The following is a 16,480-nucleotide window of genomic DNA, read 5'->3' on the forward strand; positions in this document are numbered from 1 at the left end:
TAAAATATGAAAAAATTATTATCTTTAATGTCTTCAATTACATTAATTTCATCGTGTTCAACTACAGTAGTTTCATGTAATTTTTCAAATGAGAAAAATGATCTAAATATAGTTATTACTCAATATAATTTAAGTGAAATTGAAGATAATAAAGAGTTAACAATCATAAATAAACTAAAAGAATTAAATTCAAATTTAGATATTAATTCAATTAAAATTGAAAATATTTGAAGTAAAGGAGCAAAAGTTACTCCAAGTGGTAATGGAGTTTATACAGGAAGTAAAGAAATAAGATTTAGATTAAAAGGCGCACCAATCGAATCAGTTGATAAAGTTCTAGTTGGTTATTACTATGAATGGGGAGGCCCAGCTCAAGTAAAACCAAATTTTGATGAAATTGCCAATACTAATTACAATGTAATTGATATATCGTTTTTATATTCACCAACAGCTTATACTATGCCTGTTTTTGAACCTTGAAATCCAACTGATATGAAACAAGGAATTAAATTCTTGCAATCTAAAGGCAAAAAGGTGCTTATTTCAATGGGTGGAGCTACTGGAAGTGAAATGCGATTTAGAAGCAATCAAAAAAATGAATTAAAACAAACAATTCTAAACGTAGTAAATGAATATGGTTTTGATGGTCTTGATATTGACTGAGAGGGAAGTTGTCTTGCTGATAGAGAAAGTCAACAAGTTACAATTGATGCTTTAAAAGAAATTAAAGATGAAAATCCAGAATTTATAATAACAATGGCTCCAGAAATGCCTTATTTGAAAAATAATACAGAAGCTTCTGGCGGTAGTTATATTCCATTTCTTAAACAATTAGACAAATATTACAATTGAATTAATCCACAATTTTATAATGGATGAGCATTTGGACCATTTGTGGATGCAGAAGAAAAAGAAAGACTAAATTTGTCTACTAGTTATATCTCAAATGATGAAGTGTCACTTAGAGCTGAATTCTACTATTTAATGACAAAGTATTTAACAACAAAATATAGTCCACAAAACGATTTTTATTTAATTGATCCTGATAGATTTGTTTTAGGAGCTTCTACTAATGAGCCAGCTGGTAGAGGAGCTGCAACTGAAGATGCTATAAAAAGATCATATAAACTTCTTTCAGAAGATGGCATTTATACAAAGGGTCTTATGACTTGAGCCATAAATTATGATGCTTATGAAGGTATGATTGAAAGTAATGGTCAACAAGTTTATTTTAGAAAATGAAGTTTTGAGTCTTGATTTAATGAAACTCATTATCAAGAAGCATAGTAAGATAATTAGTAAAAAAATCAAAAAATTAATCAAAATAATAGTTTTAAATGTTATTAAGATTTTATGATAATATAATTATAAATTAAGGGGTAAAATATGAAAAAAATATTAAGTTTATTGTCTTCAATGTCATTAGTTGCAGTTGGCTCAAGTTCAGTTGTAGCATGTGGTGGTATTGATATGGGTGATGTTAATGATGAGAATCACTTAGTACATCACGTTTTAAGAACATCTTTAGGTATGCTTGAAAATGATAAAAAGGACACAATTAAAGAAAAAATTCAAGAATTAAATCCAACTGTAGATGCTAGTTCTTATAAAGTGGCAAGAGTAAATAAAAATAAAACTGCTCTTATTTCTGCAGTAAAAAAAGGTGCTTATAAAGGAGCAATGGAAGTTAAATTTAATTTATTAGGAGAACCTATTAAATTTGAAGATAAAGTTTTAGTTGGTTATTATAGTGACATAAATGATTGAAATCAAAAAGAAAGAATTCCCGAATTTGAAGAACTAGTTCAAACAAATTATAATGTAATTAATATTGGAGATTTTTATGCAAAAGGGGAATTTAAAATGCCTACTTTTGAACCAAAAAATTCTCTTAATATAAAAAATGGAATAGAAATATTGCATCAAAATGATAAAAAAGCAATTATTTCAATGGGTGGTCCATTATCAACAAAAATGAAATTTTCAACTGAACAAAAAGATGATTTAAAGACAGCAATTTTAGGCATAATTGATGAGTATAACTTTGATGGAATAAGTATCGATTGAGAAAATACAAGTCTTTCTAATAGAGAAAGTCAACAAGTAATGATTGATGTTTTAAAAGAAATTAAAGATGAAAGAGAACAATTTATTATTGCTTTATCAGCAACTCCTGATAATTTAAGACTTGCAACTGAAATTGGTCAAGCTCCGAGTTATATTCCATTTTTCAAAGGTCTAGAGGGTTATTATAATTGAGTTACTCCAAAAGCATATAATCAATTTGGATATGATATTACTATTGAAGATAGAGAAAAACAAATACTAAATTGAGAAGACGATGATGATACTTGTAAAGTTGAACAAAGTGGAGAACTTAAATGTAGTATTACAAATGATAATGAAAAATATAGAGCAGAGTTTTATTATTTACTAACAAAATATGCTACTGTAAAGTATAGTAAAAAAAATGACTACTTTATAATTGATCCAGATAAATTTGTTTTAGGGGTTTCTACACATGAATTTGTGGATGAAGGAAAAGGAGCAGCTTCTCAAGAAGCACTTCAAAAATCTTATGATTTACTTAAAAAAGATGGAATTTATACAAAAGGTCTTATGGCGTGAAGAATAAATAATGATGCGTTTGATGGTGAAATCAAGGAAGGTTCTAATGTAATTAATTGAAAAAAATGAAGTTTTTCAGATTGATATAAGGAAATTTATTGAGAACAAAAAAAATAGTATAAGTTTATTTAATTTCAAATTTTCTAAAAATAATTCTCTTTACCAGTAGTTTAACTACTGGTTTTTGTGAGAAAGTAAATCAAAAATATTAAAATTATAAAATCTTGAATAAAAGAGTATGTTTATAAATTAGGGGTAAAATATGAAAAAAATATTAAGTCTACTGTCATCCTTTTCAATAGTGCTTGCAGCACCAATTGCTGTTGTTTCTTGCGGTTTTAATATGGGAGATGTAACTCTTAAAAATCACTTAGTGCATCATGTATCAAAAACAAATTTAGGTTTTATTGAGAGCGAAGATGAAGAAATAATTAAATTAAAAATAAAGGAATTGAATTCTGATTTAAAGATGGAATCAATTGCTATTACAAATATTAAGAATAGAATAGCAGTTATTTCTGGAACAGAAGATGGAATTTATAGTGGGCAATTACAAATAAAATTTAATTTAAAAGGTGATCAAGTTAGATTAGAAGATAGAGTTCTTGTAGGATACTATTTTGATTGAAATGGTGAAGGACAAACAATTCCAACTTTTGAAGAGTTGGTAAAAACAAATTATAATGTAATTAATGTCTCTTTTCTTTATTCTAAAAAAAATTTTGAAATGCCTAAATATTCGCCACAAAATCCAGAAGGAGTAAAAGCTGGAATTAAGTTATTGCAATCTAAAGGTAAAAAAGTACTTATCTCAATGGGTGGGGCACCTTCTAGTGAAATGAAATTTAGAGCTAATCAAAAAAATGAGTTAAAACAAACAATTTTAGATATTGTTGATGAATATGGTTTTGATGGACTTGATATAAATTGAGCTCAAAAAGCTTTAACTGATTCAAGAAGTCAACAAACAACTGTTGATGCTTTAAAAGAAATCAAAGATGAAAATCCGGAATTTATAATAACAATGGCTCCAGAAATGCCTTATTTAACAAATAAATCTGAAAACTCAGATAAGGGTAGTTACATAACTTTTTTAAAAGGGTTAGAAGATTATTACAATTGAGTAAATCCTCAACTGTATAATGGAAGAGGTTTTGGACCATATATAGAGTCACAAGAAAAGAAAAAGTTGAAAATAAAAGAAGATTATATAGCAAATGACAATGAAAAATATAGAGCAGAGTTTTATTATCTAATGACTAAATATCTAACAACTGTATATAGTAAACAAAATGATTATTATTTAATTGATCCAGATAAATTTGTTTTAGGAGCAGCTGCTAATGAAATAGCTGCTAGCGGAGCTGCAAGTAAAGATTCAATTAAAAGATCATATAGACTTCTTAAAAAGGATAAAATTTATACAAAAGGTCTTATGTCATGAGCAATCAATTATGATGCATTTGAGGGAACTGTTAATGTTGATGGTCAACAAATATATAATAAAAAATGAAGTTTTGAGTCTTGATATAATCAGACTTATAATAAGTAAAAATTTAAATATTATAAAACTACTTTTATCATCTCTAAAATAATTTTTTATAAATCAATGATATTATATGAAAAATGGACGGTAAAAATTATGAAAAAATTATTATATTTAATTCCTTCAGTTTTTCTAATTTCTTCAACTTCAACTTCAGTTGTTTCATGCGGTCTTTTTAGTAAAGATAAAAAAGATGAAATTAAAGAACTAGAAGATGATATTAGAATCACTAATTTGGGTGAGATTGAAAACAATCAAGAAGTAGCAATAATAAATAAATTAAAAGAACTTAATTCTCAATTAAAAATTGATTCGATTAAACTTTCTAATATTACAGAAACTAAAGCTTTAGTTTCGTCAAATGGGGATGGAGTTTATAAAGGAAATTTAGAAGTTAGTTTTTCATTAGAAAAGGATCCAATTGAATCAATTGATAAAGTTCTAGTGGGTTATTACTATGAATGGGGAGGTCCAGCTCAAGTAAAACCAAGCTTTGAAGAAATGGCTAATACTAATTACAATGTAATTGATATATCATTTTTATATTCACCAACACCTTATACTATGCCTGTTTTTGAACCTTGAAATCCAAGTGATATGAAACAAGGAATTAAATTATTGCAATCTAAAGGCAAAAAGGTGCTTATTTCAATGGGTGGAGCTACTGGAAGTGAAATGCGATTTAGAAGTAATCAAAAAAATGAATTAAAACAAACAATTCTAAACGTAGTAAATGAATATGGTTTTGATGGTCTTGATATTGACTGAGAGGGAAGTTGTCTTGCTGATAGAGAAAGTCAACAAGTTACAATTGATGCTTTAAAGGAAATTAAAGATGAAAATCCAGAATTTATAATAACAATGGCTCCAGAAATGACTTATTTAAAAAATAATACAGAGTCATCTGGTGGAAGTTATATTCCATTTCTTAAACAATTAGACAAATATTATAATTGAATTAACCCACAATTTTATAATGGATGAGCATTTGGACCATATGTTGAAGCTGAAGAAAAACAAAGATTGAATTTATCTGTGGATCTTATAACAAATGATGACGTTGCTCTTAGAGCTGAATTCTATTATTTAATGACAAAGTATTTAACAACAAAATATAGTAGATTAAATGACTTTTATTTAATTGATCCTGATAGATTTGTTTTAGGAGCTTCTACAAATGAACCAGCTGGTAGAGGAGCTGCTACTGAACAATCTATAAAAGGGTCGTATAAACTTCTTTCAGAAGATGGAATTTATACAAAAGGTCTTATGACTTGAGCCATAAATTATGATGCTTATGAAGGTATGATTGAAAGTAATGGTCAACAAATTTATTTTAAAAAATGAAGTTTTGAGTCATGATATAATGAAACTCATAATAAAGAAAAAAAATAACATCTTGACGATGTTATTTTTATTTTTAACATACATAAATGGTATTTTTATAATAATTGATGTAAGATTATTTAAGTTAAATAAAGTTATAGTAAATAAAAAATAATATTTTTTTATAACTTATAAATTTCTATTTTTAGCAATAATATAAAAAAATAAAATTAATAGAAGGTAAATTTTTGAATAAATTTTTTTGGTAAATGATGAAGAGAATAGATGCGCATAATAAATATAAATGAGATTTAATTTCTCTATATAAAAACGACAACGATTTTTTAGTAGATTTAGAATTATATATTGAAAAAAATAGAGAACTTTTAAAATACAAAAATAAATTAAATAATAAAATTGATTTTTTAAATTTTTTAAGAGAATCAATTTTGGTAGATCAAAGTATTTCTAAAATTAATCATTTTCTAAAGCATTTATACATTGAACAAAATAATTCAAGACTATTAAATCTGGAATCAATTTTTAATAATAAATTGCAAGAGTTTGATGGTAAATTTTCATGAGTTAGTGAGGAAATAAAAAATGTTGGAAAAAGAAAAATATTAAAATGATTATCAGAGGACAATCAGCTTGTTCATTATTCAGAAAGCTATAAAGATTTTTTTAAAAATATAAGATATCTTTTACCACAAAGACATAGAGAATTAATTTCAAAAGTATCAAATTCTAGTTCAATTATCTATGAAATGTATGAAGTGATGAGATTTAAAGATAATGAAGAAAAGAAACTAATTTATAATAATAAGGAATATATTATAAATCAAAAATTTATCTCAGATATTTTGACTTATTCAGATCCTGTTAATGACCAACAATTAAGAATTCAAGCAAGTTTAAAATTTAAAGAAGAACTCAAATATAAGCAACATACTTATGCAAAATTGTATGAGTCTATTGTAAAAGAAGAAATTGAATCTGCAAAACTTGTAGGTATGAAAAGCTTTAAAAATAATTTTTTTGAAAGAGATGATTTTTCAATTACAAATTTTTTAAATTTAATAAATTTTACTTCTAAAAATTCTAGAGCTTATTATAAATATTATGAAATTATTAAAAGATACTTAAATTTAGAAAAATTTTATGGTACTGATTCAAGTTTAGAACTTTTTAAATTGGAAAGAAAAAATTATAGTATTGAAGAGGCACAAGAAATAATTAAAAACTCTTTAAAACCAATGGGTGAAAAATACATTTCAAATTTAGAATATTGTTTATCAAATAATAGAGTAGATTATTATGAAGATAAAAACAAATCAACAGGAGCCTTTACTATTGGTAGTTATACTTATGATTCATTGATTTCTTTAAATTATACAAATGATATAGATTCAATTTCAACATTAACACACGAATTAGGTCATGCAGTTCATAACTTATTTGCTAAGCAAAGTCAACCAAGGCCTTTAAATAGTTTTTCAAATATGATTGCAGAAGTTGCTTCAACTTTTAATGAGCATTTATTATTTGATTATTTATTAGAAAAAGAAAAAGATGAAAAAAGAAAATTAATTCTTATTCAAAATAGAATTGAATTTATTTTTTCTAATTTCTTTTCAGCTATTGCAGATGCAGAATTTGAATATCAGTGCTATAAATTAAGTGAAAAAGGAGAAGTTCTTACTTTAGGAAAAATATCTGAGATATTAAGAAAGGCAAATAAAAAAGTATTGGGTAATTCTGTTTTTGATAAGTATGATAATGAAGTTGGTAAATATAGTTGAATTGCAATATCTCATATTTTTGAGCAACCTTTTTATATTTATAAATATGCTGTATCCATTGCTGTTTCGTTCAAACTTTATTCTGATTTCAAAAGGACAGGAGATGAAACTCAAATAATTAATTTTCTAAAAGATGGGGGAAGTTTGAAAGTTACAGAGTTATTTAAAAAGTATAATTTTGATTGTAAAAACCAAGAGTCCTACAAAGATTTAATATTAGAAGTTGAAAAGTTAGTTGATACTTTTGAATCAATTTTAAATAAAAAATAATCTATTGATTAAACAATTAAAATAAAATTTAAAGTTGTTCTTTTTGCAAGTTTATTTTTAATATACATTTCTTAAAAATCTTGTGTAAAAATATAAGATTGAATTTGAAAAGACAATTAATTCTATTGATAAAATATTTATTTTAATAAGTTTATCCTCGCTAATTTTACTTTTCTTTTTTAACATTTTTGAGTAACTCATTATTTCTCTTGCAATTAGATCAACTTTTGTTATGGTATTTTTACTTGAAAAGATTCTTTCAGATATTAAATCTATATATTCATCTTTTTTTAATATGTTAATTACTTGCTTTTTGTATACTTCAAAGTATGAAATTAAACAGTTATTAACAAGTTCAATTGCATATAGAGATTTACTAGCAATGTCTTTTTTTTGAATATCATCAAAAAATACACAAATTAATTCTATAGATTTAACTCAACCTAAAATAAAGACATAATCTACAATTAGTTTATGGAATTTAGAAAGCAATCTTGAATTATTATTAATCAATTTAAATTTTTGATTATAGAAGTTAGAATAATTATCAATTTGCTGAAACAAAATATCATATTTTTCAAAATCATTTGTATATTCAATATTAAAATCTTTTGGATTTTTATTGAATTTTATTATTCATTTCAATAGCTTCTTAATATTTTTTTTAACATCTTTTTCCCAATAAGGACTTAAATTCTTTAAATTTTCCTTATCTTTTGATGTTATTTTATAGGGTTTAAAAGTATTTATCATTTTATCAAACTTTCTATAAGTTGTTATTTTTATTATATATTAATAGTATAAAGAGAAGAGAGAATAATTTATGTTAGGTAAATATGATTTTAATCAAGAAAATGCTGAAAAAATATTTAAATTTTATAATCCCGTCTTGCAGATAGTATTAACATTATTAAATGAACAGAAGAGTCAATTAAAACAAGATAATATTATAAGCAATGACTTTGACAAATTATTCAATTATTTTAAGAATATCAAATATCTTGATCAGTTTAAGGAATTTAAAGATATGTTTGATTTTTTTTATTATGATTTTTTAAATAAATTAATTCTCTTAAATAAGGATGAAATTGTAGATCGTCATAGATATTGACCTAACTTAGTTTCAATTAAACAAGTTTCACAGCTATTAGATCACTGAATAGGGAAAAGCTATGATAATATGAAAAAAGACAAAGAAGTAATAAGTTTATTTGATTGTTTCACTGAAATTAAAAACTTAATTATTAATTATTGTAATACTTTAATTAAACAAAATTTTAACAAAAAGTTTATTAAAACTCTAGATGATATAAAAAATGCAAATGATTTTAACATTATTGAAAATTTATCAGAAAGAATAATAAATATGATTGAGTATGATTCACTAAATGATGAAAAAGTTCATAATATTTTAGAAGTTAGTTCTCAAAAATATTGAAACGAATTTAGTATTTTAATAAATATATCAATATTGTCTGTATTGGCAATACAAATTAAAGAAGAAAATGCTTTGCAGAATTAATCTGTAACCTAGCTTTCCTTTTCAAAAGTGTCTTTTTAACACTATAAAGTTATAAAAAAAAGTTTTATTTATTAGTTTTCATATATAATAAATTTAATTTAAATCTTGAATAAGTTCTAAAAATCAAATCTATCTAAATCGTTAAAAGGAATGAATATATATGAAAAGAATTATTATGCTATGAACGTTATTAATTTCATTATTTTTTTCTTTTACAGTTTCTACCTCTGAATTTGTAAAAAATAATATTACTAATAACAACTATTTAAAATCAATTAAAAAACTTAATGAAAGTGAGCAAATATCATATAAAAGTTTAATAGAATCAAAAAGTAATTATATGTATTATGGACGTTTTTTAAAGTATTATTATGCAAATAGTATCAAAATATCAGACAGTGATATTGAAATAATTAAAAATACTTTAAAACTAAATGGAATTCAAACTACTATTTATGAATCGCTATTTATTCAAAATATGTTAGCATCTACTATTATGCCAAGTATTTATGGAGCTTCAAGTGATGCTGAGTTTTTTGCAGAAAGTTTTAGTAAATGATTAAATACAGAAGATATTTTAAAAAATAAAAGCTGAGAAGTTACAAATAATTTTTATATTAATTTACTTCCAGAAATTATAAAACAAGGTGGAACTATTAATGGAACTTATGAGGATTCATTTACAATATCACAAAAATTTATTAGTCTAGTTGAAAATTCACAAAATAAAATTTTTTATGATACAACTTTAGATTCAAAGCCAACTAATAGTTTAAATTTAAAATATTCAAATAGTTCGATTATTTGAGAAAATAATCAACAAACTTTGGATTATTTTCTTTCACAACTTAGATTAGAGACTGGAAGTCTTATTTATTTAAATCAAAACCAAAAAGATGTATTGCGAAATTTAGCGTCTTCATGAATGAATGATTCTTATACACCAGCAAGTCAAACTTCAATTGAGGAATTTAATAGTTTTAATGAAAATTATTATCAATCATTTGATAATTTAGATAAAACTTTGGCAGCTGCATCAAAAGATAAAAATAATTATAGTGGAGTTTGACTATCACATATTTTTAATAATTTAGAAGAGGTATATCTTAAAAAGACGCCAAATAGTTTAGGAGTTGATTATGAAAAATGATCAACTAATGACACTGAAAAATTAAAAGAAATTACTTTAAAAACTTATAATTCACTTTATAACATTATAAAAAATGATATTTGAGTAAGTAATATATTAGTGGCATTGATATTAAGTCCTGACTTTCCTTTAAAAAATAATGATGGATCAGAAATGAATGAAGGAACAATGGGATACACAAGTACAAGTTATTATATAGATAAACAAAATAATTTTGTAAGTACGGCTTATTCTTATATCGTTATTACAGGGCCAAGTTTAACTTTTAAAGAATTTAATAGTCAATATAAACAAGGATTTTGAAGTACTCCATATAAATTCAGTGTAGTTGTTCATGAAATTGGTCATGCCTTAGATGGTTTTGGAAGTAAACTAAATATGTATAGAAATAATAATTATTCAAAAACCTTAGACTATAAAGAATTTTATAAAGGAGATGTTTTTGGAGAATATGTTGCACAAGATAATACTTGAAGTATATTAGTAATAATTCTTGCAGGTAGTACAACTGCAGCTGTTTTAATAATAACTTATGTTGTTCTAAGAAAAAAAAGTTCTAAGAAAAACATTGAAAAAGTTGAATAATTATAAAAAAAACTTACTATGTAAGTTTTTTTAGTTTAATTTCTTGAATTTATAAAGAAATATAGGAAAGATAAGAATAAATTTTTTAATTATTTATATTAAAAATACTATTAAATCTCTATTTAAAAACAAATATTTTCTCTGTTTTTAAATAAAATAGCTAATTTTGATAAATTTAATATATTAAAAGGGAAAAGAAATAAAAAAATTATTAAGTTTATTAGTGGGGAATTTCTTTAGTTGATTCTGATTATTTTTTGTCATTTCATATTTTGATTATATTGATTGCCATTCATTGTCTTAATGATAAGTTTAAAATATTTAATTTGAAAATAATTTGTCAAGAGATTTTAGGAAAAGTTGCAATTCTTTATTTTTAAGTATATAACATATAAGTAGCATGTATTTTTAATAAATTCTTATTAATTTACATTGACATTTTAAAGGGGAAAAATAATTTATGAAAAAACTGTTAACTTTATTTTCAGTAACTAGTTTATTTGTTTCAACATCAAATATGGTAATTTCATGTGAAAAAGAAAAGGTAATTAATTTTGTATTACCTGAACAGCCACAATCAGAAGAAGATATAGTTGATGCTTTAGATTATTACATTGATGAAAAAGCAAAAGTAGATGAAATAATTAATAGTGAACTTGTAGCCTGTTCTAATTGTAATGAAAATCAAAAAAATCAAATTTTATTAAACAGTGGTGAAGCTAGACAATGAAGTGTTGTTTATGAAACTTTTATTAAGGCATATAAAAGCTATAAAATGTTAATATTTGATTGTGAAGAGTTAGAATCAAAAACTTCACAAATAAAATATAAAAGAGAATCTACTAATAGTTTTGATGAATATATTAAAAAAAGTCAAGATTATAACAATTTAAGTAAAAATACAAAAAAATTTATGAAAGAAATTCAACAGTGAGCAAGAGAAGGTCTTGAAGAAATTGAATAGAGATAATCTCAATTAAAATTTTAAAATATTTTAAGTTATTTACTATTAATTATAAAATAAACTTATTAGTAGCAAAAAAGTCTATTTTATTGAATTATTAATTGAAATTTATTATAATTATATAAAGGAGAAAAACATATGAAAGATAAAAATATAGTATTATTAGTAATATTATTAATTTTAGGAATTATACCTGGAATAGTTTACTTATTATTCCATCCACAAAATAAATTGATAGCTTTAATTATATTATTAATATTGGCAATTATACCTGGTGTATTATATCTAGTATGACCAAGTGGTGGATACTCAAGTTAATATTTTATATATTAATCAAATCTAAAAAATTACTTTTACATAATAAAAGTAATTTTTTTATTTTTTGATATTATTAACTAGAAAGAGTTATATTTGAGTTGAATTTTATTTATCAATAAGAATATAATTTTTTTGCAAATAATAGGAGAAAGAAAAGAAAATGAGAAAAATATGGAGCAACAGGTTTAGTTGCTTCAACAAGTGTAGCAGTTGCATCATGCAATCCAAAGCAAAATAATGAGTTTCAAATTCAAAAATTTCCAACTAATGTAGAGGAAGCGAAAAAAATTTTGTTGGATTTTTCTAAAAAACAAGCAATTACTGAGTTAGAAATTGAACAAATGGATGATGAATGAATTGGGATATTAAATTTGCGAATAAAAATAATTATTCAGAAAATGAAGTAATTTTATTTGTATCAGTTTTTAAAATTGTAAATACTGAAGGTAAGGATACTAAAATTAAAATTTGAGATTATGACGAAAATAATGTTTTTTTAGAAAAGGAAATTACAGTAGGAGAATATTTATATCTCTCACCAAAATTTGATGAAAATTACTATTTTAGTGAAACAGTAGATGGAATAATAAACACAGATATTTCATTATTTCCAGAGTCAGTAATAGGGATTAAAGAAATGATTAATAATGTAAAAGAAATTCGAAAATGATGATTATCTGGAAGAAATTTATTAGCGTTTAATGATCAGTTCAATTCAACTAAAATTGAACTTGAAAGTGAAGATGAGGATGAAGCTCTTAAAGCAGGAGTTGATTTAAGTAAAAATAAAGATATAACTATAGAAAACACTAGTTTTAGATCTTGATACATAAATCATGAGTCTGTAGTAAATGAATATTTTAGTCTTGCTCCAAACAATAATGATAAATATTTAGGTTTAGCTTTATTTGAATTTTCTCTTAATAAAGATAATTAAAAAGTATATCGCTATTTAATCAATATTTATATTTTTAACTAAATTCTACATGAAACATTAAAAGTGTAGAATTTTTTATAATTCTTTAAATATTGCTAAAATAACTGAATTTATATTAATTTTTTTATAATTCTGAGGAATAAGTACTTATAATTATTCTTAGGAGAAAAATATATGAAAGACAAAAGCGCATTATTATTAATAATTTTATTAATATTGGCAATTATACCTGGAGTAGTTTATTGATTATTACATCCACAACATAAATTGATTACATTGATTTTATTATTAATATTGGCAATTATACCTGGAGTATTATACTTAATATGACCAAAAGGTGGATATGCATATTAATATAGAAATATATTAGAAAAATTTTAAAAGTTATTATTTAGAAAATAATAACTTTTTTATTTAAATATATAATATAATTAAAATATGCTTGGAATATCTAGGTAATGGGGGAAATATGAAAAAATTATTATCAATTTTATCTACAATTGCATTTACTGCTTCAACATCATCAGCTGTTGTTAGTTGTAATACAAAAGTGGATAAAGTAAAGGACATTGATAAAATCATTAAAAACAAAGACTTAGGAAAAATTAGCAATGTAAGTGAAAACATTTTAAAAAATGCACTTAAGCAAAACAATCCTAAGGTAGACACAGATAAATTAGCATTAAAAGATGTTGATTTATTCAATGGAAGTGCTACTTTTGTTCCAAAAAACAAGGCTATTGATTATGATGGGCAAGCCAAAGTTAAATTTGATTTTGGTAATAGAAAAGCAGAATCTCAATATTTATGAGAAGCTATTAGCAATACTTGATTAGGAACAATCAATAAAAATGACCCATCAGAGATTTTAAAAGAATTAAAGGGAGTTAACCCATTAATTGAAACAGATCAATTAGTTGTAAAAGGACAAAACAGTTGAGGAGCAACAATTGAAGCTAAAAGCGATTCAACTCTTTATAAAGGACAAACTTCAGTTTCTTATAATGTAATTGAAGGTGGAGATACTTCAGCAATCTCTCTTTATTCTGCAGTTAAAACTACTTGATTAGGAGAAATTCAAGCGGGTTCTTCTGAACAAGAAACAAAACAAAATATATTAAATCAAATTAAATCAAAAAATAGTGAAGTTAATATTAATGAATTAGAAGTTAAATCAATTACTGAATGAGGAGCACAAGTTGGTGCTAAAGCAGGTTCAGAAGTTTATAAAGATGAATGTTATATAAGTTTTACTTTAAATGGAAATACAGGAGGTTCAGGTCCTGGTACTGGAGTAGCAAGTTCACTTTATAATGAAGTTAAAACTACTTGATTAGGAAATATTTCAGATACAAATGAATCAACAATTTTACAAGCTGTTAAATTAAATAATCCAAATTTAGATATTACTAAATTAACATTGAAAAATACTAATGATTATAACTCAATTTTAATTCCTAATGAAGAAGGTAAAACAACTTATAAAGATGAAGTTTGACTTTCATACAGTGTTTCAGAAAATACAAAACCTGTTGAAAAGAAAGAATTAAGTCAAGTTATTTCAAAAACAAACTTTGAAAAAAGTAAGAGTTCATCAATTCATTTAACAGATAATAACCAATTAAATGAAGGAAAAATAAAGGAATTAATTAGTAATTCAAATGGTGGATTGGATTTAGAACAAGTTGAAATTTCAAATATAAAAGAAGTTTCAACTAAAGGAATAACTGAAGAATATACAAACTATTCAGCAGTAGTTAAAGCAAAAGAAAATTCATATAGTTATAAAGGAACTGTTAACATTAATTTCTATACATTAGTTTTAATAACAAATCCTGATGAATTAAGCGGAGTTATTGAAACTACTCAATTAGGTGAAATTAGTGATAATACCGATGCAGCAATTTTTAATGCTTTAGCAGAAAAAAATAAAAATAAAAATTTAGATTTTGGTAATTTAAAAGTTGAAAGTAAATCAGCAACTAGTGCTATTATTAAAGCTATTGATAATAGTAAAGTTTATAGTGGTTCAGTTTCAGTTAATTTTGTAGTTAAAGAAATAGAAAAACCTTCAGAGAAAAAACTTTTATCTGAAGATCTAACAACTTTAAAATTAGGAGAAATTAAGGATGCTAAAGATTCAACTATCTTAGAAGCAGTTTATTCAAAAAATTCAAAAGTTCAAAAAGGTGAAGTTGAAGTTAAAAATATTACTACAACTGGAGCTACAATTAAATCAAAATTCAATTCTGAATTTTATCAAGATTCACAAGTTACAATAGAGTATAGTTTAAAAGAAAATGGTGAAAAACCAAAACCTTCTAATGATGCTCTTTTAGTAGGATATTGATATGAATGAGGAGGAGCTAATCAACATAATGAACCAGTGAAATTATTAAACAGTGAGGAATTATTAAACTCTGCATATAATGTAATTGATATCTCTTTCTTATACACATGAGAACCTTATGCAATGCCTACTTTTGAACCATTTAATCCAGGAAGTAAAGCTGAAATTCAAAGAGGAATTAAATCATTACAAGCTGCTGGTAAAAAAGTTATTTTATCAATGGGTGGTGCCACTGGTGGTGAGATGAGATTTAGAGAAGATCAAACTGATCAATTAACTGCTACATTTATTAAATATATTGATGAATATGGTTTTGATGGAATTGATATCGATTGAGAAGGTGCAGCACTTGGAGATAGACAAAGTCAACATACAACAATTGCAGCATTAAAAGAAACTAAAAAAATTCAAAACTCAAAAGGTAAAGAATTTATGATTACAATGGCTCCAGAATTACCATATTTAAAATACAATACAGAACATGGTAATCAAGCAAGTTATATTCCGTTCTTAAAAGGACTTGATGGTCTTTATGATTTTATAAATCCTCAATACTATAATGGTTGAGCATTTGGACCATTTATTGACCAAGAAGAAAAAAATTACTTAGGAGTTAATACTTCATACATTTCAAATGATGACGCTGAGTATAGAGGAGAATTCTACTACTTAGTAACAAAATACTTAACAACAAAATATAGTGCACAAAATGATTTCTTTGAAAAGATTCCAACAAACAAATTTGTTTTAGGAGCTGCAACTAATGAACCTGCAGGTAGAGGAGCAGCAACAAGAGAATCAATTTATAAATCATATGTTCTATTAGAAAATGACAATATTTATATTCGTGGATTAATGACATGAGCTATTAATTATGATGCAGTTGCAGACTGAATGTTTGAAGCTTGATTCAAGGAAACTTGAGGAAATAAATAGTTTATAGCTTAGTATAAATAAAAAACTTTATACAGTATTTAAAAAACATATTCTATATTTGATAGAGTATGTTTTTTTTTTTTTTTTTTAAAAAAAAAAAAAAAATCAAGTAAAATTCACTTCTTATACTCTATAAATTTTTTTAA

The 16,480-nt window shown here is 24.2% G+C and carries 13 protein-coding genes; 12 read left to right on the plus strand and 1 reads right to left on the minus strand.

Annotated elements, in window-relative coordinates; translation table 4 throughout:
* Positions 1-6 precede the first annotated feature (6 nt).
* The 5 genes from SCANT_RS02045 to SCANT_RS02065 all read left to right on the plus strand — a co-directional run bounded on the left by SCANT_RS02045 (position 7) and on the right by SCANT_RS02065 (position 7,572).
* Complete coding sequence (locus tag SCANT_RS02045; protein WP_053946061.1) at positions 7-1,287, plus strand: glycosyl hydrolase family 18 protein; 1,281 nt, start codon at positions 7-9, stop codon at positions 1,285-1,287.
* A 99-nt stretch (positions 1,288-1,386) separates the two neighbouring features.
* Positions 1,387-2,745, plus strand: coding sequence for a lipoprotein (locus tag SCANT_RS02050; RefSeq protein WP_053946062.1), 1,359 nt, complete (start codon positions 1,387-1,389; stop codon positions 2,743-2,745).
* 145 nt (positions 2,746-2,890) lie between these two features.
* On the plus strand, positions 2,891-4,180 hold the full coding sequence (locus tag SCANT_RS02055; RefSeq protein WP_053946063.1) for a glycosyl hydrolase family 18 protein: 1,290 nt from the start codon (positions 2,891-2,893) through the stop codon (positions 4,178-4,180).
* Between the two features lie 90 nt (positions 4,181-4,270).
* A complete protein-coding gene (locus SCANT_RS02060; protein ID WP_053946064.1) occupies positions 4,271-5,569 on the plus strand; it encodes a glycosyl hydrolase family 18 protein in 1,299 nt (432 codons plus the stop codon).
* A gap of 203 nt (positions 5,570-5,772) precedes the next feature.
* Entirely contained in the window at positions 5,773-7,572 is a 1,800-nt protein-coding gene (locus tag SCANT_RS02065; protein ID WP_158500849.1) for a M3 family metallopeptidase, read from the plus strand.
* A 57-nt stretch (positions 7,573-7,629) separates the two neighbouring features.
* Here the strand turns inward: SCANT_RS02065 and SCANT_RS02070 are convergent, their stop codons facing one another.
* Positions 7,630-8,325 (minus strand): hypothetical protein, encoded by a 696-nt coding sequence (locus SCANT_RS02070; protein ID WP_053946066.1) that lies wholly within the window; start codon positions 8,323-8,325, stop codon positions 7,630-7,632.
* 70 nt (positions 8,326-8,395) lie between these two features.
* Between SCANT_RS02070 and SCANT_RS02075 the strand changes: the two genes are divergently transcribed.
* The 7 genes from SCANT_RS02075 (at position 8,396) to SCANT_RS02105 (ending at position 16,334) form a co-directional block, all read left to right on the plus strand.
* Complete coding sequence (locus tag SCANT_RS02075) at positions 8,396-9,094, plus strand: hypothetical protein (protein ID WP_053946067.1); 699 nt, start codon at positions 8,396-8,398, stop codon at positions 9,092-9,094.
* A 160-nt stretch (positions 9,095-9,254) separates the two neighbouring features.
* A complete protein-coding gene (locus SCANT_RS02080; protein WP_053946068.1) occupies positions 9,255-10,829 on the plus strand; it encodes a hypothetical protein in 1,575 nt (524 codons plus the stop codon).
* Positions 10,830-11,289: 460 nt separating this feature from the next.
* A complete protein-coding gene (locus SCANT_RS02085; protein ID WP_053946069.1) occupies positions 11,290-11,793 on the plus strand; it encodes a lipoprotein in 504 nt (167 codons plus the stop codon).
* Positions 11,794-11,931: 138 nt separating this feature from the next.
* Entirely contained in the window at positions 11,932-12,111 is a 180-nt protein-coding gene (locus SCANT_RS02090; protein WP_053946070.1) for a hypothetical protein, read from the plus strand.
* A 352-nt stretch (positions 12,112-12,463) separates the two neighbouring features.
* Positions 12,464-13,048, plus strand: coding sequence for a hypothetical protein (locus SCANT_RS02095; protein WP_053946071.1), 585 nt, complete (start codon positions 12,464-12,466; stop codon positions 13,046-13,048).
* Between the two features lie 174 nt (positions 13,049-13,222).
* Complete coding sequence (locus SCANT_RS02100; protein ID WP_053946072.1) at positions 13,223-13,402, plus strand: hypothetical protein; 180 nt, start codon at positions 13,223-13,225, stop codon at positions 13,400-13,402.
* 115 nt (positions 13,403-13,517) lie between these two features.
* Positions 13,518-16,334, plus strand: coding sequence for a glycosyl hydrolase family 18 protein (locus tag SCANT_RS02105; protein WP_053946073.1), 2,817 nt, complete (start codon positions 13,518-13,520; stop codon positions 16,332-16,334).
* The last annotated feature ends 146 nt before the right edge of the window (positions 16,335-16,480 follow it).

Source organism: Spiroplasma cantharicola (assembly GCF_001281045.1).
Classification (GTDB): domain Bacteria; phylum Bacillota_I; class Bacilli_A; order Mycoplasmatales; family Mycoplasmataceae; genus Spiroplasma_A; species Spiroplasma_A cantharicola.